At 61.7% G+C, this 22,289-nt stretch carries 16 protein-coding genes; 10 read left to right on the forward strand and 6 right to left on the reverse strand.

Going from position 1 to position 22,289, the window contains the following annotated elements:
- The first annotated feature begins 87 nt into the window (after positions 1 to 87).
- From gabT to CFR76_RS02680, 4 genes are all read left to right on the forward strand, one after another.
- Positions 88 to 1,374, forward strand: a complete 1,287-nt coding sequence (gene gabT, locus CFR76_RS02665) for a 4-aminobutyrate--2-oxoglutarate transaminase (RefSeq protein WP_110555690.1) — start codon at positions 88 to 90, stop codon at positions 1,372 to 1,374.
- Between the two features lie 40 nt (positions 1,375 to 1,414).
- On the forward strand, positions 1,415 to 2,884 hold the full coding sequence (locus tag CFR76_RS02670; RefSeq protein ID WP_110555691.1) for an NAD-dependent succinate-semialdehyde dehydrogenase: 1,470 nt from the start codon (positions 1,415 to 1,417) through the stop codon (positions 2,882 to 2,884).
- 82 nt (positions 2,885 to 2,966) lie between these two features.
- A complete protein-coding gene (locus CFR76_RS02675; RefSeq protein WP_244191737.1) occupies positions 2,967 to 4,226 on the forward strand; it encodes a metallophosphoesterase family protein in 1,260 nt (419 codons plus the stop codon).
- Positions 4,213 to 7,737: a YhaN family protein gene (locus CFR76_RS02680; RefSeq protein WP_110555693.1), complete on the forward strand. Its 3,525-nt coding sequence runs from the start codon at positions 4,213 to 4,215 to the stop codon at positions 7,735 to 7,737. Before CFR76_RS02675 ends, CFR76_RS02680 begins: the two co-directional genes overlap by 14 nt.
- A 158-nt stretch (positions 7,738 to 7,895) precedes the next feature.
- On the opposite strand, the gene CFR76_RS02685 is transcribed toward CFR76_RS02680, so the two are convergent.
- The 6 genes from CFR76_RS02685 to CFR76_RS02710 form a co-directional block, all read right to left on the reverse strand.
- Positions 7,896 to 8,390, reverse strand: coding sequence for a hypothetical protein (locus tag CFR76_RS02685; RefSeq protein WP_110555694.1), 495 nt, complete (start codon positions 8,388 to 8,390; stop codon positions 7,896 to 7,898).
- Between the two features lie 41 nt (positions 8,391 to 8,431).
- Entirely contained in the window at positions 8,432 to 9,286 is an 855-nt protein-coding gene (gene nadC, locus CFR76_RS02690) for a carboxylating nicotinate-nucleotide diphosphorylase (RefSeq protein ID WP_110555695.1), read from the reverse strand.
- A complete protein-coding gene (locus CFR76_RS02695) occupies positions 9,283 to 10,842 on the reverse strand; it encodes an L-aspartate oxidase (RefSeq protein ID WP_110555696.1) in 1,560 nt (519 codons plus the stop codon). The genes nadC and CFR76_RS02695 overlap by 4 nt, the downstream gene beginning before the upstream one ends.
- Positions 10,839 to 11,819: a quinolinate synthase NadA gene (nadA, locus tag CFR76_RS02700; protein ID WP_110555697.1), complete on the reverse strand. Its 981-nt coding sequence runs from the start codon at positions 11,817 to 11,819 to the stop codon at positions 10,839 to 10,841. Before nadA ends, CFR76_RS02695 begins: the two co-directional genes overlap by 4 nt.
- A gap of 145 nt (positions 11,820 to 11,964) precedes the next feature.
- Complete coding sequence (locus tag CFR76_RS02705) at positions 11,965 to 12,855, reverse strand: NUDIX hydrolase (protein ID WP_110555698.1); 891 nt, start codon at positions 12,853 to 12,855, stop codon at positions 11,965 to 11,967.
- Between the two features lie 191 nt (positions 12,856 to 13,046).
- Entirely contained in the window at positions 13,047 to 13,976 is a 930-nt protein-coding gene (locus CFR76_RS02710) for a LysR family transcriptional regulator (protein WP_110555699.1), read from the reverse strand.
- Between the two features lie 298 nt (positions 13,977 to 14,274).
- Here CFR76_RS02710 and CFR76_RS02715 point away from each other — a divergent pair, with 298 nt between their 5' ends.
- From CFR76_RS02715 to CFR76_RS02735, 6 genes are all read left to right on the forward strand, one after another.
- Positions 14,275 to 15,663, forward strand: coding sequence for an amidase (locus CFR76_RS02715; RefSeq protein ID WP_110555700.1), 1,389 nt, complete (start codon positions 14,275 to 14,277; stop codon positions 15,661 to 15,663).
- Between the two features lie 69 nt (positions 15,664 to 15,732).
- The gene (locus tag CFR76_RS17640) at positions 15,733 to 16,422 is read left to right on the forward strand and encodes a hypothetical protein (protein ID WP_146222626.1); all 690 of its coding nucleotides are present in this window, start codon (positions 15,733 to 15,735) and stop codon (positions 16,420 to 16,422) included.
- Between the two features lie 74 nt (positions 16,423 to 16,496).
- Entirely contained in the window at positions 16,497 to 16,733 is a 237-nt protein-coding gene (locus tag CFR76_RS02720) for a hypothetical protein (RefSeq protein ID WP_244191738.1), read from the forward strand.
- A gap of 3 nt (positions 16,734 to 16,736) precedes the next feature.
- Positions 16,737 to 18,131: a sodium:solute symporter family protein gene (locus CFR76_RS02725; RefSeq protein ID WP_110555702.1), complete on the forward strand. Its 1,395-nt coding sequence runs from the start codon at positions 16,737 to 16,739 to the stop codon at positions 18,129 to 18,131.
- 32 nt (positions 18,132 to 18,163) lie between these two features.
- A complete protein-coding gene (locus CFR76_RS02730; RefSeq protein WP_110555703.1) occupies positions 18,164 to 19,285 on the forward strand; it encodes a P1 family peptidase in 1,122 nt (373 codons plus the stop codon).
- A 719-nt stretch (positions 19,286 to 20,004) separates the two neighbouring features.
- Positions 20,005 to 22,284: a TonB-dependent receptor gene (locus CFR76_RS02735; RefSeq protein WP_244191740.1), complete on the forward strand. Its 2,280-nt coding sequence runs from the start codon at positions 20,005 to 20,007 to the stop codon at positions 22,282 to 22,284.
- The last annotated feature ends 5 nt before the right edge of the window (positions 22,285 to 22,289 follow it).

Raw genomic sequence — 22,289 nt, forward strand, 5'->3', positions numbered from 1 at the left:
CCCTGTTGCGAACCCGTTACGTGGGACATAACCGAAGCGGCTGCACCCACAGCCCCACCATGCACCCCACAGGGATGAAAACAGGCCATGACACTGACCAACAAGGACCTTCTTGCCCGCCGCAACCACGCCGTGCCGCGCGGGGTGGCGACATCCACACCCGTTTTCGCCGACCGGGCGGAAAACGCCGAACTGTGGGATGTGGAAGGCCGCCGCTACGTTGATTTCGCCGGTGGCATCGCCGTGCTGAACGTGGGCCACCGCCACCCGAAGGTGCTTGAGGCCGTACGCGCGCAGCTTGACCGCTTCACGCATACCGCGTTCCAGGTCTCGGCGTACGAGCCGTATATCGCTCTGGCGGAAAAGCTGAACGCGCTGGCCCCGTTCGAAGGCCCGGCCAAGACCATTTTCTTCTCCACCGGGGGGGAGGCGACCGAAAACGCGGTCAAGATCGCGCGCGCGGCCACCGGGCGCAACGGCATCATCGCCTTTACCGGCGGGTTCCATGGCCGCACGCTGCTGGCATCGGCCATGACGGGCAAGGTCAAGCCGTACAAGGCCCCGTTCGGCACCCTGCCGGGCGAAGTCTACCACCTGCCCTTCCCGGATGGGGAAGAGGTGCAGGTGGCCGACACGCTGCGCATGCTGGACTTCCTGTTCGCCGCCGACCTGCCGGCATCCAGCGTCGCCGCCATCATCATCGAACCCGTGCAGGGCGAAGGCGGCTTCCGCGTGGCGCCCACCGAACTGCTGGTGGCCCTGCGCCGCATCTGTGACGAACACGGCATCAAGCTGGTGGCCGACGAAGTGCAGAGCGGCTTCGCCCGCACGGGCCGGCTGTTCGGCATCGAGCATTCCGGCGTGCAGCCCGACCTGGTCTCGGTCGCGAAGTCCATGGGCGGCGGCCTGCCGCTTTCGGGCGTGATCGGGCGCGCGGAACTCATGGACGCGGTTGGCCCCGGCGGCCTTGGCGGCACCTATGGCGGCGCGCCGCTGGCCTGTGCCGCGGGCCTGGCCGTGCTGGACATCATCCGCGATGAAAAGCTGGTGGAACGCGCCAGCACGATTGGTGAAAACCTGCGTCGCCACATCGACCGCCTGCACGCCGACAGGAAACTGCTGCCCGTCAGCCGCGCGCGTGGCCTGGGGGCGATGATCGCGTTTGACATCCTTGAGGAACACGACAAGCCGGGCGTTCGCGCGGGTGCGGCGGCGGCCATCTGCGCACGGGCATGTGAAAAGGGGCTGATCCTGCTGTCATGTGGCACGCAGGGGGCAACCATCCGCATCCTTGTACCATTGACGGCATCGGATGCGATCATTGATGAAGGGATGAACATCATCGAACAGGTCCTGGCAGAATCCGCAGCCTGAACCCGTTCCAACCGCCCGCCCGTCCGTACCGGAGACCGAAATGACCGTGCACCTTTCCAATCCATCCCTGTTCCGCAAGGATGCGTTCATTAACGGCACATGGTGCCCCGCGGCGGGCGGCGGGCGGCGTCCCGTGCATAATCCCGCCACCGGCGCCGTCGTGGCGGAAGTGGCCGAATGCGGCGCGCAGGATGTCACCCACGCCATTGCCGCCGCCGTTGCCGCGCAGGCGGAATGGCGCAACCGCACCGGGGCGCAGCGGCAGGTGATCCTGACGCGCTGGCATGACCTGGTGATGGACAATGTCGATGACCTCGCCACCCTGATCGTGACCGAACAGGGCAAGCCGCGCGCGGAAGCGGCGGGCGAGATCCGTTATGCCGCAAGCTTCCTGCTGTGGTTCGCGGCCGAAGCCATGCGCGCCTATGGCGATGTCATCCCGCCGACCAACCCGGCCACGCGGCTGAGCGTCATCCGCCAGCCCGTGGGCGTATGCGCCGCGATCACGCCGTGGAACTTTCCCGCCGCCATGATTACCCGCAAGGCTGGACCGGCGCTGGCGGCAGGCTGCGCGATGATCGTGAAGCCGTCGGAAGACACGCCGCTGACAGCCCTCGCGCTGGCGGAACTGGCGCAGCAGGCGGGCGTGCCCGCCGGGCTGCTGCAGATCCTGCCCGGTGACGGCGCGGCACTGGGCGAGGCGCTGTGCGCCAGCCCCGATATCCGCAAGCTGTCCTTTACGGGGTCCACGCAGGTCGGGCGCATCCTCATGGCGCAGTCGGCCCCGACGCTCAAGCGCCTGTCGCTGGAACTCGGCGGCAACGCCCCCTTCATCGTATTTGACGATGCGCATATCGAACAGGCGATCAAAAGCGCCATCGCCGCCAAGTACCGCAATGCCGGGCAGACCTGCGTCTGCGCCAACCGCATCCTGGTGCAGGACGGCATCTATGACGAATTCGCCACCCGCTTCGCCCGCGTGGTGGAAAAGCTGCGGGTGGGGCCAGGCAGCGATCCTGATTCCGTCATCGGGCCGCTGATCAGCGCCAAGGCGCGCGACAAGGTGGAGGAACACGTCGATGACGCGGTCGCCCACGGTGCGACCGTCATGTGCGGCGGCGCGCGCGACAATGCGGGCGAACTGTTCTATCGCCCCACCGTGCTGCGCGACGCGACCCCCGCCATGCGCATCGCCCACGAGGAAACCTTCGGCCCCGTGGCCCCGCTGTTCCGCTTCCATACGGAAGCCGAGGCCATCGCCATGGCCAATGACACGGAATACGGGCTGGCCGCGTATTTCTTCACCCGCGACCATGCCCGCGCCCATCGCGTGGCCGAGGCGCTGGAATACGGCATGGTGGGCCACAATACCGGCCTGATTTCCAACGAAGTCGCCCCCTTTGGCGGCATCAAGCAGTCCGGCATGGGGCGTGAGGGATCGCGCTATGGCATGGATGAATACATGGAAATGAAATATATCTGCACCGATATCACCGACCATTCGGCCTGACTGGCCGCAAACGCCCTCCCCTTTCAGGCATGAAGGGCATGGCGCGCATTTACTTCCGCTTTCAATGGATTACGATGGCGGCATGGACGAATTCCGTTTCCTTCATGCCGCCGACCTGCATCTGGACAGCCCGCTGCTGGGGCTGACGGAAAAATCGGGCGAATATGCCCGCCTTATCGCCGATGCCTCGCGTCGCGCCTTCAATGACATGGTCGAGCTGGCCATCCGGGCCGAATGCCGCTTTGTCGTGCTGGCGGGCGACGTGTTTGACGGCGATTTGCGCGATACGCAGTGCGGCCTGTTCTTCATCAACGGCATGGCGCGCCTCCAGCAGGCGGGCATCCGCGTTTTCATGATCCTTGGCAATCATGATGCGGAAAACCGTTTTGCCAGGCACCTGCATGTAACCGACAATGTTCACCTTTTCGCCACCAGCAAGGCTGAAACCTGCGTCATGGAAGACCTTGGGGTGGCCGTGCATGGCCGCAGCTTTGGCCGCCGTGACGTAACCGACAATATCGCGCGAAAATACCCGGCCGCCGTGCCCGGCCTGTTCAACATCGGCATCCTGCACACCGCCTGCCAGGGGCGGGAGGGGCATGAACCCTATGCCCCCTGCACGGTGGAACAACTGGTCAACCACGGCTACCAGTACTGGGCGCTGGGCCATGTCCATACCCGCGAGATCCTGCATGAAAACCCATATGTGGTTTACGCGGGCAACCTGCAGGGACGCCACGCGCGTGAGGCCGGGCCGAAGGGCGCGTCACTGGTCACGGTGCGCGACGGGGATGTCGCATCCGTGGAACACCAGGTGCTTGACGCCGTGCGCTGGGCCAGCGCGGTCGTGGACCTGACCCATGCCGCGACATCCGCCGACATGGCGGGATGCATCCGCGGCACAGGGCGGGAGCTGCTTACGCAGGCGCAGGGCCGGCCGATCGCCCTGCGGCTGGAACTGGTCGGCACAAGCCCGCTGCATGCCCACCTGATACGCGATACGGAAACCGTACAGCAGGAAATCGAGGTCATTTTCGCCAGCCTCTCCGATGAGATATGGCTTGAACGCCTGAAGGTCCATACCCGTCCACCCGCGCGCCCTGCAGTTCTCGACCGCTCCACCGGCGGGCGGATCGCGGCCGACATACGGCAGGCGGCGACACCCGAGGCACTGCACGCGGACCTGTCCGATATCCTCAAGGCCATACTGGAGCGCGTACCCGCCCAGGCCCGGACGGAGGAAATGCGTGAAAGCATCCTCAATGACGTGCCGGCACGCGCGGTCGACCTTGCCCTGTCGCTGGTGGAAAACCCGGAGGGCGGCGACGATGCGCATCAGTGAATTCCGCATTGTCAGATACGGCGCCATCGCGGAACTGGACCTGAATTTTGGTGATGGGCGCGGACTGCACGTGATCCATGGCCCCAATGAGGCCGGCAAGAGCACCTGCCTGGCCGCGCTGTCGGATTTCCTGTTTGGCATACCCAACCAGTCGGGCGCGGGGGCGGTGTTTGGCAATGACCAGATCCGGCTGGACGCGCGCATACGACTGGATGACGGGCAGGCATTCGCCCTGAACCGCCGCAAGGGCCGCAAAAATACCCTGTCCGCCCCGGATGGCAAGGCCGTATCCGACAGCGTGCTGTCACACCCGCTGGGGGCGATGACACGCGAACGCTTCGCCGCCCTGTTCGGGCTGAATGACGAAACCCTGCGTTCGGGCGGTGCGGAACTGCTGAAGGCGAACGGGGATATCGGCCGCCTGATCGTGGAAGCTGGCGGCGGCCTGCGCGCGCTTGTGGAACGGCTGGAGGAAATCGACGCCCGCCGCAATGTCCTGTTCGCCCCCCGCCGGTCGGGTGAACGTGCGTTCTACAGGGCGCTGGACGCCTTCAACGCGGCAAGGGACAGCCTGAGGGAAGCCTCGCTCGGCCATGACGCCTATACCGAGCATTGCCGCCTGCGCGACGAAGCCCGCCAGCAGAAGGCCGACATAAGCCGCGAACAGGACGAACTGCGCCGCCTGCAGGCCCACCATGAACGGCTGGAAAAAGCCGTGCCCCTGCTACGCGAAATCACCCGGCTGCAGGCGGAACTGTCCGCACAGACGGTCCTGGCCGCCCTGCCCGTGGGCATGGGCGCCACCATCACGACCACGCTGGATGCATTCGACAGCGCGACGGCCCGCAATGACGCCGCCATGGCGCAGGCGGCGCAACTGCGACAGCAGACGGCCGTGCTCCCGCCGCACGCGGCCCTTGCGACCCTGCGTGATCCCGTCATGCAGGCCATCCGCCTAGGGCAGGGCGTCCGCCACCACCGTGCGCTGAAGACGGCTCAGGACGAAAAATGGCGCAGCATAGATGAAAGCCTGGCCACCCTGCGCCAGCGGCTGGGCAAGGGAGCGGAGGCCGATTTACGCCACTCCATGCCGGATCGCACGATACTGGACAATATCCGCGTGCTGGCGGATGCACAGGCCCTGTGGCACAACCAGCACGACAATCTGGAACAGGAAACCCGCAGGACGGACCTTTCCATCGCGCAGAAACAGCGCCGCATCGACAGCCTGCGCATGGCGGGCCACGACCAGCCCCTGCATGAGGATACTGCCCCCTTTGCCGCCCTGCCCACGGAAATGACGCGGCTGGACCTGCGCGCGGCAACCCTTGACCAGCATCAGGCCAGCCTTGCCGTGCAGGCGCGGGCACTGGGGGTGGACACGGTGGAGCAGTTGCGCTACCTGCCCTGCCCGACCACCGATGGCGTACGCAATATCGCGGAAAGCCAGCATAAACTGCGCATTGAACACGACCGCCTGGCCAGCACGCTGGCGGCGGAACACGAACGCCTGGCCACGTTGCGCCCCCGGCTTGCGCGGCTGGAACAGGCAGGCAGTTCCATAACACCGGACATGCTGGCAGCAGCACGCGGGCAGCGCGATGCACTGTGGCAGGAAATCCGCGCCACCTACCTCCATCCCGACCATGACACGCCCGTGCCCACCCGCCAGGTCCGGGCCACAGCGCTGGATGCCGCCATGGAGCGGGCCGACAGCCTTTCGGCGCAGTTGATGACGCAGGCGGACCATATTGCCCGGATCGAGGGCCTGCGCCACGACATCAGCCACTGCATGGAAAAAATCGCCTTCCATGACCACAACCGGGCGGAAATGGAAAAACGGATCGCCCGCCAGTGGCAGGCGTTCATTGCCCCCTTCCCTGCCCTGCATGACCATGCCGCGACACCCGAAGCCCTGCTGGCCTTCGTGCAGCAACGCACCCAGTTGCTGGCGGACGCCGAACAGATCACGGCCGGACGGGCGACACTGGCGGAAGAACGCATCCGTCCCGACGCGGCGCAGGACAGGCTGCGGCGGCTGGCCCGGCGGCTGGGGATTGACCCGGCGCTGGACCTGCCCGCCTGTGTCGAGGCCGTCACCGCCGCCGCGCGCGCGCATGCCAGCGGGCATGAGGAATACGGCAGGCTCCAGCGTGAACTGGATGACCTGCTGCCGCTGCGGGAACAGTTGCGCCAGCAGGGCGCGGACCTGATCGCCGCACGGCAGGCATGGCGGCGGCAATGGGCCGGCGCCATGCAGGCCATCGGCCTTCCCGCAGATGCCCTGCCCGATGTCGCGCGTGACCTTGCAACCGAATGGGCGGCGGCCCCCGCGCATATCGAACGGCTGGCCGAACTGCATGACACCCGTGCGCAGGCCCGTGCGGCCGAACTTGAACTGGCGCAGGCCATGGACGCCATGCGCCAGAACCTGCCACTGGCCCTGCCCCATGACGGGGTGGCGGCGGCCGAGGAACTGGACCGCCAGTGGCAGGCGGCGGAAAAGGCCCGGTATCAGCGCGAAGTCCTGCAGCCCGCACTGGCCGCGGCCAGTCAGGATGTGACCGATAGCGAAGCGGGCCTGTCGCACGCCCGCACGGCCATTGAAACCCTGATGGCCCGCACGCAGGCCGACAGCATGGATGCCCTGCGCCAGCTAGCCGCCCGGCTGGATCACCGCGACCGGCTGGGTCATGACCAGGCGCGGGCACGCGACACCCTGTCACGCATGACGGATGGCCAGTCCCCCGCCGAACTGGAACGCGCCCTGGATGGCCGTGACCTGCCGGAACTGAAGGCGGAAACCGCACGGATCCATGACCGTCTGGCCGACCTGCAACGCCTGCGTGACAACGCCGTGCGCGCTGAACAGCAGCAGGATATGGCATTGCGCGCATTCGAACATAATACGGATGCCCAGCAGGCGGCCGCACGGCGTGAGGCCGCCACCGCCAGCCTGCACCAGATTGTGGAGGAATATGCCCGCCTGACCCTGACGCGCAAGCTGGTTGCCGATGCGATCGACCGCGTGCGGGCAGCACAGCAGGACCCGCTGGTGACCCGTGCGGGGCAGTTCCTGTCGCTTGCAACGCTGGGGGCCTTTACCGGCATCAGGACGGAACTCGATCCACATGGTAACCCGGTCGTCCATGGCATGCGCCATGATGGCAGCACCGTGCCGGTCACGGCGATGAGCGCGGGCACACGCGACCAGCTTTTCCTGGCCTTCCGGCTGGCCAGCGTGGAAACCTACTGCAAGTCAGCCGAATCCCTGCCCTTTATCGCTGATGACCTGCTGGTGCAGTTCGACGATGCCCGCAGCCTGAGCACCCTGCGGATACTGGCTGATTTTGCCCGCACCACGCAGGTACTGCTGTTTACCCATCATGACAGCATACGCGACATGACCCGCGCCCTGCGCGCGGAAATGCGCGATGGCGCGGCGCCCGTCAACCTGCTGGAGCTGCCGCGTGCGCCCGTTGCGGAACCTGCCATAATGACGGGGGAATGATACGGGAACCGGAACCAGGCGGACAGCAGTCGAAAAAGACAATCCCCGGATCGAATGATAAAGATTTCTGGCTGCCGCCTTTTTTCCACGAAGGCGGCGTCTCCCGAGGCTTTAAAAAAAGCGTCACCAGATACTTCTTTTTATGCCTTGCAGGCTTTTTACCACTTCTGCGGCCCCTGCATCATCTGCCTGCGCTGCTGGTCCTGCTGCTGTTCCATCTGGGAACGCTGCTGGCGTAGCTGATCGTCCTGCTGCTGGAACTGCTGGCGCATCTGCTGTTCCTGCTGCTGCTGCTGCATGCGGAACTGTTCGCGCTGGCGGGCAATCTGTTCACGGCCGCCGGGCTGGTTGCCCATCTGGCGTTCCTGCTGGTCCAGTTGCATCTGCTGCTGGCGGAACTGCTGCTGCATCTGCTGCCTCTGCTGGTCACGCTGCATGCGCATCTGCTGTTCCTGCTGGCGCATCTGCATCTGCTGCTGCCCGAACTGCTGTTGCATCTGCTGCATCTGCTGGTCGTGTTGCATGCGCATCTGCTCCATCTGCTGGGCGCGCTGCTGCATGTCGGGCTGGGCCTGTGCGCCGACCGCCATGGTGGTGGTTCCCAGCAGCAATGCGCACAGGCAGCCCGCGCGGGTGGTGATGGTGGACGCCATTGTGGTTCTCCCCTGTATGAACAGGTTTCCTTCCTACAGGATCACGGCTGGTAATCCAGCCCGATATCCATGACGCGCACGGTATGCGTCAGCCAGCCAAGGGAAATCAGGTCCACCCCCGCCTGCGCCACGGCGGTGACCGTCTGCGGCGTTATCCCGCCCGAAGCCTCGGTCACGGCGCGGCCATCGACAAGGCGCACGGCCTCGCGCAGTACGTCGGGCGGCATGTTATCCAGCAGGAAGACATCAACGCCGCCGGTCTCCAGCCCCTCGCGCAACTGGGCCAGTGTATCGACTTCCAGTTCGATCCGCACCAGATGCCCCGCGGCGCGACGCGCGCGTTCCACCGCCGGCGTGATCCCGCCGGCAAAGGCGATGTGGTTGTCCTTGATCAGGATGGCGTCATCCAGCCCGAAACGATGGTTGCTGCCGCCACCAGCCCGGACCGCGTATTTCTGGATCGCCCGCAGGCCGGGCATCGTCTTGCGCGTGCAGGTAATGCTGGCGCGATAGGGCCGCACCAGTTCCACCAGTTGCGCCGTGGCGGTCGCGATACCGCTGAGATGCGAGAGGAAATTAAGCCCCACCCGCTCCCCCGACAGGATGCCGCGCGCGGGTCCACGCACCGTGGCAAGGCGCGCGCCGCGTGTTACCGCCTGACCGTCACGCACATGCGGCTCGAACACGATGCGTGGGTCCATGAGCGCAAAGGACAGCCGCGCCATGTCCAGCCCGGCAATCACCCCGTCCTGCCGCGCGGCCAGCACGGCGGAGACGACGGCATCCCCATCCACGATCACGGCATCGGTCGTAAGGTCGCCCGCGCGGCCCAGATCCTCCAGCAGGCCCGCGCGTACAAGCGGTTCCAGCATGATGTCTGGCAGGGGATGGATCATGAGGGCATTCCTTCATTCAGGGCCGGTGCAAACGTATCACGCATTTCCGCCAGCCGGGCATCAAGCTCCGCCAGGCTGAAGCGCGACGGCGTGGCCATGGCCCCGGCATGGGGATAATCACTGCGGAAATGGCCCCCCCGGCTTTCACGCCGCAGCAGGGCGGCAAGCAGGATCGCCGCACAGACCAGCCCGGCATCGGTATTCACGATGGGCATGACCTGTTTCAGCCCGTCGCGCAGCCCGTCGCCCGACCGGATGACCCCGGCATGGCGGCTCATGACCCGCCGCAGGTGCAGTGAGGGTGGCGTGGGGGCCGGATCAGACGGAAAGAGTGAAACATCGGGCAGGGTTGCAGCCAGCGGGGGGCTGTCATCCAGTTGCCGCCCGATCCATGTGCCGAACACCACGGCTTCCAGCAGGGAATTGCTGGCCAGCCGGTTGGCGCCATGCAGGCCGGTGCATGCGACTTCCCCTGCCGCCCACAGGCCCGTGACCCCGGTGCGCCCCATGGGGTCCACCATGATGCCGCCCATATGGTAATGGGCTGCTGGACGCACGGGGATCGGCTGTGTTGCGGCATCAATGCCATGGGCCGCGCACAGCGCGGATATGGCGGGAAAATGCTGCGGGAAAGCCGCCCCCAACGCCGTGCGGGCGTCCAGATACACGCTGTGGCCGTCCATCATGTGACGCCAGACGGCGCGGGAGACGCTGTCGCGGGTGGCGAGTTCATCGGTAAAGCGCCTGCCGGTCTCATCAATCAGGATGGCGCCCTCGCCCCGCACGGCCTCGCTGACCAGGCACAGGCGCTGCCCTTCCGGCCCGGCGGAAAGCGCGGTCGGATGGAACTGCACGAATTCCATATTGCCCAGCACAGCACCGGCGCGCGCGGCCATGGCAAGGCCACCGCCCGTGGCCCCGGCGGGATTGGTGGTATCGGCAAACAGGCCGCCCACCCCGCCCGTAGCCAGCACGACGGCCGGTGTGGACAGCGTGACGGTCCGCCCGCCAACGACTAGCACGCACCCCACCACCCCGCCATCATGGATCAGCAGGTCACGCGCATGGGCCTGTTCCACCACCGTTATGTGCGGGGCCTGCCGCACGCGGGCGACCAGCGCGCGCATGATGGTGGCCCCGGTCGCGTCCTCCCCCGCATGCACGATGCGCCGCCGCCCATGGGCTGCTTCCAGTCCCAGTTGCAGGCTGCCATCGGCCTGCCTGTCCCACCGCACGCCCAGGCCGGCCAGGCGTTCAACCGCTGCCGGGCCTGCCTGTGTCACGCGATCAACCACCGTGGCGTCACACAGTCCCGCCCCCGCCGCCAGCGTATCCGCCGCATGCAGCGCGGGCGTATCATCCACGCCCATGGCCGCCGCCATGCCGCCCTGCGCCAGCATGCTGGCGGCAAGGGGGGGACGGATTTCATCCAGCCGCCCCGGACAGACCAGCACGCACGGACGCCCGGTGGACAGCGCGGTCATGACGCCCGCCAGTCCGCCACCGATAATCAGCGGCTGGCCGGCAAGCTGGCCCAGCGGCGGCAGGGTGGTCATATCGCCAGCATGCGTTCGACGGCGCGGCGGCCACGGCTGGCCAGTTCCGGGTCCAGCGTGACTTCATGCGTCATGTTTTCCAGCGACTGCCGGATATTGGACAGGGTAATGCGCTTCATGTGCGGGCACATGTTGCACGGGCGCACGAATTCGGTCTGGGGATACTGCACCGCCAGATTGTCGCTCATGGAACATTCGGTCACCAGCAGGATGCGGCTGCCCGCATGGTCGCGCACATAATCGCCCATCATGGCGGTGGAGCCGCTGAAATCGGATACCGCCACCACTTCGGGCGGGCATTCGGGGTGCGCCAGGACCACAAGGCCGGGATGGTCCGCGCGCATGCGCTCGATTTCCTGCGGGGTGAAGCGTTCATGCACCTCGCAATGGCCAGCCCATGTGATCATCCTGATCCCGGTCTCGGCTTCGATATTGCGGGCAAGAAATTCATCGGGGATCATGATGACGCGGTCAACGCCAAGGCTTTCCACCACCCGCTTCGCATTGCCCGACGTGCAGCAGATATCGCTTTCGGCCTTCACCTCGGCCGAGGTGTTGACATAGGTCACGACCGGCACGCCGGGATAGCGTTCGCGCAGCAGGCGCACGTCGCGCCCGGTAATGGAATCTGCCAGCGAACAGCCCGCATGCAGGTCGGGGATCAGGACCGTGCTGTGCGGGTTCAGCATCTTGGCCGTTTCCGCCATGAAATGGACACCGGCCATGACGATTACATCCGCGTCCGTATCCTGCGCCTCCCGCGCCAGGGCCAGGCTGTCGCCACGGATATCGGCCACGCAATGGAAGATTTCGGGCGTCTGGTAGTTATGCGCGAGGATGACGGCGTTGCGTTCACGCTTGAGCGTTTCAATCGCGCGGATATCCTCGACAAAGGTCTCCCATTCCATTTCCGGGACCAGATGCCGCACCCGGTCATACAGCCCGTCTGTTCCGCCACGCGGCGTAATCTGGTTCATACCTGTTCTCCCTTCGGCCATTCCCGCCGTGCGTACCATTTATGCTCATATTGAGTATAAGCCAAGCGGCAGGGGCCGGTGCGATAGTTGCAAAGGCAAACCTGCCTCTTGTCAATCCGGTTTTTCGTGAGGTGCTTTTTTTCCATCAGGGCTGGAATAACGGAATCTTGGTGCCGACAAACTGCCGCGCCTGCCTGACTTCCCCGCAGAAACGGTACAGCCGGGCGGGGCGGCCGCCGGTATTTTCCTCAATTCCGCCTGTTTCCTCAACCAGTTGCTGCTGCATGATCAGGCGACGGAAATTCTGTTTATGGATATGGATACCCGACAGGCTTTCCATCACGCGCTGTAATTGCAGCAGCGTAAATTCCTCCGGCATCAGTTCAAACACAACAGGCCGGTAACGTATCTTTGCACGCAACCGCGCCATGCCGGTGGCCAGTATGCGCCGGTGGTCATGATGCATTGCCTGCCCCGGCACGGCATCTTCCGGCGTGCACCCCGCTTCGGCCACCAGCCCCGCCTCATACAGCAGTTCATAGCGTTGCAGCACCAGTTCGTCATTCCACGCCACCATGTCGCCAATGGCGAACAGGCTGACGCATCGCTGCCACTGCCGCACGCGCATGGCGGCGTTGTCCATGTCCGCCACCCACCGGCACAGCAGGCGTTCGATAATAGCCAGGCAGTCGCGACCCGCATCCGACTTGCTGTTTTCCCACGGGAAGTAGTCGTACCAGTCCCGCCAGCCCGTCTCCCCCGCGTGGCTGCGGGTCAGGGCCAGGTAGGAAATGGCGATCAGCCTGCCCTGCCCCGTGGCCAGCAGCCGGTCATGGTCGGCAAAGGTATATAACTGCTCCACATGCCCGATGGGGTGGCCGGTCTGGCGCTCCACCCATGCCCGGACCCCGGCCTGCAGGGAGCGGTGGGTACTTTCCAGCGGACCGGAGGGCAGCAGGCGACCATGGTCGATCGTCATGACCTGCGGCACATCGTCACGCACGGCCGTCAGGACGGCAATCAGTTCGATCATCATCTGGGTTGTCATGTCGGGGACAAATATATCATGTGACCCACTGGTCTGGGGAGTGAATTTCCCAGGGCCAGGAAATGGAGGCCGCGCGGCGCGCATGGCCCGTGTCCCCACTTGATATCATATGGGGCGACCATTCCCGGCAACGGCCGCCGCGCTGGCCGGGATCATGCCCGCGCCCCTTCATTCACGCATTATCTTTCGTTCACGCGTTCCAGGGCGCCCGTCGTGAACCCGATGTGCATCTGTTGCGCCAGCGCGTCAAACAGCGCCTGGCCGGCAAAGGACTTGCGCCGCTGGGGCAGGCTGCACAGGTCCAGCCGCGCGCTGATGGCATTGGCGGGCTGGATGGGTATGGCGCATAGCAGCCCGTCCTGTATTTCACGCCGGCAACATTCCGGGGGCAGGACCAGGGCGGCCATGCCACGCATCGCGACTTCCTTCTGCATGACCAGCGAACCCGTCACGAATGCGGGGTCAAGGGTAATGCCGCAGGCCCGCGCCGCGCGGTTGAGTTCGCGGCGCACGCCAAAGGATTCATCGGGAATGGCCAGCGCATGGCATGCCAGTTCCCTGATGGTCACGTGCGGCCTGCAGGCCAGCGCGTGATCCGTACTGACGATCACGCTGTGCCTGAGCTGTATGCTATGGCTGACGAAGGACTGGGCCGTCTCGGGGGTAAACAGGCTGACCACCAGGTCGATGCCGCCATCGGTCAGGGCCTCGACCAGGCCGGACGCCCTGCTTTCAAACACATGGAAGCGCAGGTTGGGATAGCGTTCATGCACCGTGCAGATAGTGGGCACCAGCAATTCGGCCACGATCGCGCCACCAGCCTGTATCCTGACCGTGCCGCGTTTCAGCTGCTTCAGGTCGTCGATCTGCGTGCGGGTCACCGCGATATCATTCAGGATGCGCGCCGCCTGCCCCAGCAGCAGCTGGCCTGCCTCGGTCAGGCGGATGCCGCCTGCATTGCGGTCAATCAGTTCCGATCCGAAATAATATTCAAGGCTGTCGATCTGGCGGCGCAGGGCGGTGGGGGTCATGTTCAGTCGCTGGGCGGCCTGCCGCAGCGATGCCGCCTGCGCCACGATCAGGAACAGTTGCAGGGCTTTAAGCGACATACACATTCCCCATTGATACGCAGCGGGCCAATGGCCTCGAACATATACGTCAGGCCGTAATAGTTTAAGGAAAAAGTAGGAAACCAGAAAAATCCTGCCCCGACTGGCCCAAAAAGGCATGACTTTACAATATCGTTTCGATTGTAGATCGTTTTATATCCCACCCTGCGCACAAATTTGGGATATTCAGGATCTGCGGGCCGCCCATACCATCATGTTATCGAAATAAGTTATCCCTTCCCCCAATATCCTCCCTGTAATTACAGGGTGTGAAGGGAAATGAAAGAAACCTACGCCCATGATGGACCTGACGGCACGAGAACTCCTTTCTTCCTATCGGAAAAGAACCCTTTCCCCGGTTGAATACGCCAATGCGCTGATCGCGCATATCGCACGTTGGGAAAGCACGCTTGGGGCGCTGTACGCCTACGAACCCGACAGGCTTGTCAGTGAAGCGCGCCAGTCGGAACGGCGGTGGATGAACGGCCGCCCCTGCGGCATCCTGGACGGCGTGCCCGCGACGCTGAAGGAACTGATCGCGACCAAGGGCCTGCCCATCCCGCAGGGCAGCATCGCCAGCACGCTGGTGCCCGCAACGCAGGACGCCCCGCCCGCCGCCCGGCTGAAGGAAGCGGGCGCGCTGATTTTCGCAAAAACCACGGTGCCCGATTTCGCCATGCTGTCGTCGGGGCTTTCGACATTCCACCCGCTGGCGCGCAACCCATGGAACCTGGCCTGTAACCCCGGCGGTTCCAGCGCGGGCGCTGCTGCTGCTGCGGCGGCGGGTTACGGGCCGCTGCATGTCGGCACGGATATTGGTGGTTCCGTCCGGCTGCCGGCGGCGTGGTGCGGGCTGGTCGGGTTCAAGCCCTCGCTCGGGCGCATTCCCATCGATCCGTATTATATCGGCCGCTGCGCAGGCCCCATGACACGCACGGTGGGCGATGCGGCCCTGATGATGAACGTGCTGTCCCTGCCCGACGCGCGTGATGCGACCAGCCTGCCTTATGCCGATATCGACTGGGACAGCTATTACAAGGGCATGGATGTACGCGGCCTGAAGGTCGGGCTGATGCTGGATGCGGGCTGCGGGCTGACGCTGGATGATGAAATCCGGGTCGCGATTGAAAACGTGGCCGGTGTGTTTGCCGACATGGGGGCCGAAATCATCCCGGTGGACCCGGTCATGACGCCGGCGATGCTGTCGGGGCTGGACCAGTACTGGTCCGCGCGCAGTTGGGCGGAACTGAGCCAGCTTCCCCCCGACCGGCTGGAAAAGGTGCTGCCCTTCATCCGCACATGGGCGCAACGTGGCGAGAAGGTCAGCGGCGTCGCTGCCGTGGACGGGCTGGGACAGACATTTGCCATGCGGCAAAAATGTGCTCAACTATTTGAACATGTTGACATTGTCCTGTCGCCTACCACGCCCAATGTCAGTTTCCCCGCTGAATATCCCGGACCGACCAACGACCCCGAACGCTCCTTTGACCACATTGCCTTTACCGTCCCGTGGAACATGTCCGAACAGCCCGCCATATCCATCCACTGCGGTTTTTCACACGGCGGGATGCCCATCGGGGCGCAGATCGTAACACCGCGCTTTGCCGACCTGCAGGCCATCCGGCTGGCGGCCCTGTATGAAACGGCGCGTGGTCCCGTGCCATGCTGGCCGCTGCCCCCGTCATGAATGGGGGAAACAGGTTCGCATTGTTCGGCTGCCAAGCTTCCCATAATTTCTGAACGGAGCGTATATGCAATGAAAGAATATGGAAAGATAACGACGACAGACCGGGTCACGGTCCTGTTGGCCAGCGCCCTGCCAACCTGTACCGATGTCTTTGCGGCATCGGTGATGACGAACGAACACAAACCCCAATCCGCCCCCGACAGGCAGCGGGCCGGCATTCAGGCTGCGCCACAGCCTGAAACCATCGATATCAGCGATGCAACAGTTCATGCGGGCCATCTGCGGCGTGCCGGCGGCTCCATTGCCCATCTTGGCCGCGAGACGCAGAATTGTGGATATGAACAGGACACGTATGAACACAACAAGGCACTGAACGTCACGACATCCCGGGCCACCCTGGCGAACAGAAACAGGCCGGGAAAGACAGTGGGCCTTACAAAAATACAGTTTGGTGGTTTGGACAGTAATGGCCTCCCCTTACCCGAAGCAACCCATGGCCATATACCAAAAGCCAACATGCCTTACTGCAACGAAAAATATTCTGTCACTTCCGGCTTGCCGTATAATGTAAAATCATGCCCCCGGCTGAATGGCAGGCAGGTGTACCAATCCGAAAAAGGAAAGCGGAGTGTAAAAGACTATGTGCGGAATGGATTCAACCGTATCCATGACCCGACGCATGTTTTTTGTACAACGTTCAATTCTGGCATTTTCGGATCGCCACGTCTCCCTATTATCCATAGCAGTGATGCACATTGAAATGACATCGTAACACCATGACAACAGCACAGGGCCAGACAGGAATGCACGATCAGGACGGACGCAATGACACCATGCAAGCAGTCCCCGCCCTTTCCCTGCCAGCGCTGGTCGTCGGCCTTGGCCTGCCTTACTGTCTGGTTATCGGGGGCGGTCTTGCCCTGCGCGCGCAGGAGATGACGCTGTTCGGGGCGCCGCTGGAAATAATCTGGATATTCGCCTGTTTTATACTGGTTCCGGCATGCCTGTATATCTGCTGGCGCCTCTCCTCATCTGCGCGATTCAATGCAGATAGAAAGCCGGTGGAATAAGGGATGGAAATTTCCGTATTCATGGCTGTCATCATGACTTCCGTTCTGATCGCCGTTTACTCCCGGTATCGCCATGCTGCCCGGAACGCGCGCGATTTCTTTGTGGCATCGGGTCAGTTTGGCGCAATCCTCATTTTTTTCCTGACCATTGGTGAAACATACAGTATTGGCAGCGTGCTGGGTTTTCCCGCCGGCATATACACCCAGGGCAGCGGGTTCGGGTTCTGGTTCCTGGGATATATCCTGCTGTCCTATCCTGTGGGGTATTTCCTGAACCCGCGCATATGGATACTGGGGCAGCGTTACGCGTGCATAACCGTCGCCGATATTTTCCGTAACCATTATGCCAGTCGCGCGCTTGAAATCCTTGTTGTGCTGAATACGGCATTATTTCTTCTTCCATTTGGCGAAATGCAGTTTGCGGGCCTTATGGTGGTGGTACGTAACCTGGGCTGGCATATCCCGGGCATGATGATGACGGGCCTGTGCGCGTCACTGACACTGGCGTGGATATTACTGTCGGGCATTCGGGCGCCCGCCTATGTGTCCATACTGAAGGATGTTCTGATGGTGGCGGCCATCGTGCTTGGTGGTTATGCGGCCATGCATGCCATGCACTGGCCTGCCGGCATGCCGGAATTCGCCAGCGCCAGTAACGCCGGGCCGGTCCTGCCGGGCGGGAACGCCTTTATCGTTTCAACCATCATACTGCAATCGATCGGACTATGTGTCGCGCCGCAGACGGTCGCCTTCCTGTTTACTGCAAAATCTCCCCGAACATTGCAGAAAAACCAGATATTCATGCCATTTTATATGCTCATGTTCCCGTTCCTGTTCTTGATGGCGCTGTATGTCCGGGCATCGGGCGCGACACCTGCATCACCCAATGATGTCTTCATGGTCGCGGTCTGCGCCACCCTGCCCCACTGGGCACGCGGGCTGGTGGCAGGGGGGTGCGCATTATCGGCGCTGGTGATCCTTGCGGGGGTCTGCCTGGCGTTGGGACCGCTGGTTTCGCGCAACCTCATGCCCGGCCATTCCGACCGTGCGCAGAAAATCGGGGCACAGATTACAATCGCCATCTATCTTGTGGTCTCCGTACTGGGCGGGGCATCGCTGTCGGGGCTGATGGTCATCCTGAACAACCTGTATTATATCGGCATTACCCAGTTGGCGCCGGGCATTATTGTTTCCTTACTTAACCGTAGGGTATCCGCCATTCCCATCATTGCCGGCCTGTTATGTGGCGACCTGACCGGAATGGGCCTGTTTTTCTTTCATGTCATGCCAGCCGGACTGAATCCCGGCATGATCGGGCTGATAATCAATGCCTTGGTCGTTTGGGGCGGCATATCGCATGCGTCCAGAACGTCCTCAGCTCCCTTAACCCCCTTATGACGCCACAAACAGATATCTGTGACTGAAAGGTGATGAAATTGCATAGACGCCAACTGATCAAGGCCATGCTGGCCACGGGTGGCATGGCGGTTGTACCCCATGCTGTTTCAGCCGCCATGCCCGCACGCATGGGCGGACCGGGCAGACTGAACCTTATGACGGATGTCGCCGGCCTGAAAATCGGGCTGGCTGATGATCCCGGCGCCTATACGGGTGTTACGGTCATCCTGCCCGACCAGCGCGCGGCCTGTGCGGTGGATGTGCGTGGCGGTGGCCCCGGCACGCGGGAGACAGATGCGCTGAGTGCTGGCAACCTGGTCCGCAGCGTTGACGCCATCGTCCTGTCCGGTGGTTCAGTCTACGGCCTGGCAACGGCGGATGGCGTGGTGAACTGGCTGGGGGCACAGGGGCGTGGCTTCTCGCTTATTCCCAAAAAGGGCGTGCCGCCTTCCCCCATCGTGCCGACCGCCGTGCTGTATGACCTTGCCAATGGCGGGAACAAGCAGTGGGGCACCAATCCCCCCTATCACCGGCTGGGGGAACAGGCGGTACGCCACGCCAAGGCCGGAGCGTTTACGCTGGGCACGGCAGGCGGCGGATATGGCGCGGGCGCGGGCAGCCTGAAGGGCGGCCTGGGTTCGGCTTCGTTCCAGACCGGCGATGGCATGACCGTTGGCGCGCTGGTCTGCGTCAACAGCCTTGGTTCGGTCGTGGTGCCGGGCACACGCAATTTCTGGGCCGGGCCACTGGAAATCGACAGTGAATTCGGTGGTCTGGGCGCATCATCCCGTTCGGTTTATGGCGAGGACTGGGGCGAAGCCAAACTGAACCCCGGCGCACGCGCAAATACCACCATTGCCTGCATTGCCGTGGACGTACGGCTGGATGCGGATGAACTCAAGCGCGTGGCAATGATGGCGCAGGACGGGCTTGCCCGCGCAATCCGCCCCATCCATTCGCCGTTTGACGGGGATGTGGTCTTTGCCCTGTCTACCGCGCAGAAAGAAGTACCGGGGCAGAACCGCGAACTGGTCATTGCCCGGTTGGGTTCCGTCGCCGCCGATACGCTTGCCCGCGCTGTGGCACGTGGCGTCCATGCCGCAACCCTGCCCCCCCATCGCCAGGGCAGGACATGGCATGATCTGCCGGCCTGATGCCGGATATATGGCAAAGACGTTTATGAAGAAAATCGGACTTATCTGTTTCATCTATATTTGCGGACAAGATACCAAACATGAGGATTACTGAACCAAAGGTGCCAGGCGGCCTTGTTCTTCTGCCCTGTATGCAAACCCTGCCTGCCAACAAAGGCCACGTCGCTTCATTTTTGTTGGATGGCAATTTTTCAGGCCATGTTGTCAATGGTGTGCTGGCTTTCCTGCATTCCTGCCCGCCCCACGATGAGCCTGCATCGTTTAGGAGAAAGGTGAGCCTGTAATCAGCTGTCATTGAGTAAATGTTACATAAAACCAAATAACCATCGGGAACATCCAAGCACCTTGCCCAGGGACAAATACATCACTTTTATTTTGTTACAGCATAAATTGTTTCTTTAAAGAAATATTTTTCTTGCAACTCTCTTATCCCTGGGTCATATTTTTTCTCATGATGTGGAAAGTTTGATAGTACTTCCCTTCTCTCGCTTAAATTAAGGCATCCGGTGCTTTGTTCGCGTGGACCGAAGCCAGATCAACCCATGCGCCAGCTACGGAAACAGGATGGCGCCACGCGATGGCATGAATTAATGGAACAGCAACATACATAGCGCGCAGGAAAGTACGAAAGTAACCGTAAATGGTTCAACCAAGGCATCAGTAATATATGGAAAGTCATATCAATGTACAAAAAAAGTCATATGCTAAAAAACCGTAGAATGGCACTTGCCCTTGGTGGCGCGATCCTGCCGTTTCCCAATGTGGCCTACAGCCAGACGCTCCCCGCTGCCTCAGGCCCTGTAGTCCACAAAAAAAACCTGCCCCATACCACCCACGCGCCCTCCACGCCCCGGACCGCGACGCCCAAGCCACGCATTGAAAATGTTATTGTAACATCAGAAAGGCGTGCGCAGAGTGCGCAGAACATTCCGTCTTCAATCAGCGTCATTTCCAGCAAGGTTCTGGAAAACAGGAATATCAACAACGTATTCGACCTGCAATACGCGACACCTTCACTGCAGGTTCAGCCTTCCTATGGCAGCGGGCAGTATACCTATACGATCCGTGGCGTAGGATTTTCAGGATATTCCAGTAACAATTCCCCCACCGTCGGTATTTATATCGACGAAGTTGCCAATCCGGTCCCGTTCGGCATCAATGGCATGATGTTTGACATGCAACGCGTTGAAGTACTGCGCGGCCCGCAAGGCACGCTGTACGGACGCAACAGCACGGGCGGCGCGATCAATTACATAACCAACAAGCCGACCGATACGCTGAAAGGTGGCATAGCCGCCCAATATGGTCGCTTTAATGACACCAAGATTGATGGTTACATATCCGGCCCGATCACGGATAAACTGCGCTTTCGCTTTGCAACCGAAACCCAGCAGGGCGGCGCATGGCAGTACAATCCTGAAGCCCGCGAATCCCTGGGCAATGTCAGCCGGGGCGCCGCGCGTCTGCTTCTGGATTACATGCCTAGCGATACCCTGAAGTTTGAGTATAACCTGCATGGCAGCATCGACCGATCGGATGCCAATGGCGTGCATGCCTGGACACCCATCACTTCACTGAGCAAGACAGATCCGATACAGGTATCCCCTGACCGGTATGCCACCACATGGGGTACGTCCCCGGCATTTGCCAAGGAAATTGGCATTTCACCCAATACCACGCCGTTCAGCCATATTGATACCGGCGGAACAAATCTTCGCATGGAAAAGAAGCTCCCGGGTTTCACTATTACCGACCTGGCTAGCTATGATTACATGCAACGCAACGAATATGATAATTTTGATGATTCTTCCCTTTCCCTTGCCGATGTCTCATTCAAGACACGTGCATCTGTTTTTTCGAATGAACTACGATTTTCATCCAATACGGGTGGCCGCCTGCACTGGATCGCCGGGGTTTATTACGGCCATCAATGGCTGAATGACCGATATCAGTCAGGATTTACCAATCTATATAAGACCGATGGTGACGTACGGTATTCACAGGTAGTCAATACCATCAGCGGTTTTGGCCAATTGACATATGACATAACCCCCAAGCTGCATATTGTTGGTGGTTTCCGTATGGAGCATGAATCACGGCATCTGGACAATGTATATGCCCACTACATCGTTAATAACGTAATAACAAACCCGAACAACTATGTCGGCCAGCGTACCCAGTCCTATACTCTTCCCTCGGCCAAATTCAGCATCGAGTACAATCCGATCCATAACGATATGGCCTATTTTACATTTTCAAAAGGTGTAAAATCCGGCGGATTTACCCTATACAATTCCAACAATGTCGCGGCGATGACAGAGCCATTCAAGCCGGAAAATCTTTTTTCTTATGAAATCGGCAACAAGATCATTATCCCAAAGTACAATATCCGGTTTAATGCAGATTTTTTCTACTACGATTACTTTGACCGTCAGGTTCAGGCAGAAACCGTCAACCCCAATACGGGGGGCATCGGTATATACGTCAATGCACCCCGGTCCCATGAATATGGCGGAGAATACGAATTCGAATGGTCGCCGATTCCAGGACTGAACATTTCCCAGTCTGGCGCTTATGTTACAGGGGCGTATGACCAATTTACCGAAGTTACCGGCGCCATCAAGGGCAGTGACGGCCTGTATACCGCGCGTGTGGAAAACATGGCAGGAAAAGGCATTTCGGTCCCGCATTTCATGGCAAACGGTTCAGTTGATTATACATGGCCGATAGGGAAATATAACCTGAATACTGGAATGAATTACAGTGTCAGAACAACCAACTGGAGTCCCAACCCTGTTGATACGATAGCTGGCTATACTTTGTGGGGTGCCTACATGTCCATTGCGCCACGTCAGGGACACTGGAAATTCGAGGCTATTGGCGAGAACATCTTCAACAAGCAATATGACGTCACGCGCGGCTATTTTGTCAGCGGCGACTATATTGGCCTGGCTGGCAGGCCCGCCACCTGGTACGTGCGCGTGCGCGGCGATTTCTGACCACG

It is taken from the genome of Komagataeibacter swingsii (assembly GCF_003207895.1).
GTDB classification, from domain to species: domain Bacteria; phylum Pseudomonadota; class Alphaproteobacteria; order Acetobacterales; family Acetobacteraceae; genus Komagataeibacter; species Komagataeibacter swingsii.

Coding starts and splice junctions, on each gene's coding strand:
- CFR76_RS02720 (WP_244191738.1), top strand. CDS start 16,497: ATGCAAGCAGTCCCCGCCCTTTCCCTGCCAGCGCTGGTCGTCGGCCTT.
- CFR76_RS02705 (WP_110555698.1), bottom strand. CDS start 12,855: ATGATGATCGAACTGATTGCCGTCCTGACGGCCGTGCGTGACGATGTG.
- CFR76_RS02730 (WP_110555703.1), top strand. CDS start 18,164: ATGAAATTGCATAGACGCCAACTGATCAAGGCCATGCTGGCCACGGGT.
- CFR76_RS02710 (WP_110555699.1), bottom strand. CDS start 13,976: ATGTCGCTTAAAGCCCTGCAACTGTTCCTGATCGTGGCGCAGGCGGCA.
- CFR76_RS02715 (WP_110555700.1), top strand. CDS start 14,275: ATGATGGACCTGACGGCACGAGAACTCCTTTCTTCCTATCGGAAAAGA.
- CFR76_RS17640 (WP_146222626.1), top strand. CDS start 15,733: ATGAAAGAATATGGAAAGATAACGACGACAGACCGGGTCACGGTCCTG.
- CFR76_RS02695 (WP_110555696.1), bottom strand. CDS start 10,842: ATGACCACCCTGCCGCCGCTGGGCCAGCTTGCCGGCCAGCCGCTGATT.
- CFR76_RS02725 (WP_110555702.1), top strand. CDS start 16,737: ATGGAAATTTCCGTATTCATGGCTGTCATCATGACTTCCGTTCTGATC.
- CFR76_RS02685 (WP_110555694.1), bottom strand. CDS start 8,390: ATGGCGTCCACCATCACCACCCGCGCGGGCTGCCTGTGCGCATTGCTG.
- nadC (WP_110555695.1), bottom strand. CDS start 9,286: ATGATCCATCCCCTGCCAGACATCATGCTGGAACCGCTTGTACGCGCG.
- nadA (WP_110555697.1), bottom strand. CDS start 11,819: ATGAACCAGATTACGCCGCGTGGCGGAACAGACGGGCTGTATGACCGG.
- CFR76_RS02670 (WP_110555691.1), top strand. CDS start 1,415: ATGACCGTGCACCTTTCCAATCCATCCCTGTTCCGCAAGGATGCGTTC.
- CFR76_RS02680 (WP_110555693.1), top strand. CDS start 4,213: ATGCGCATCAGTGAATTCCGCATTGTCAGATACGGCGCCATCGCGGAA.
- CFR76_RS02735 (WP_244191740.1), top strand. CDS start 20,005: ATGGCACTTGCCCTTGGTGGCGCGATCCTGCCGTTTCCCAATGTGGCC.
- CFR76_RS02675 (WP_244191737.1), top strand. CDS start 2,967: ATGGACGAATTCCGTTTCCTTCATGCCGCCGACCTGCATCTGGACAGC.
- gabT (WP_110555690.1), top strand. CDS start 88: ATGACACTGACCAACAAGGACCTTCTTGCCCGCCGCAACCACGCCGTG.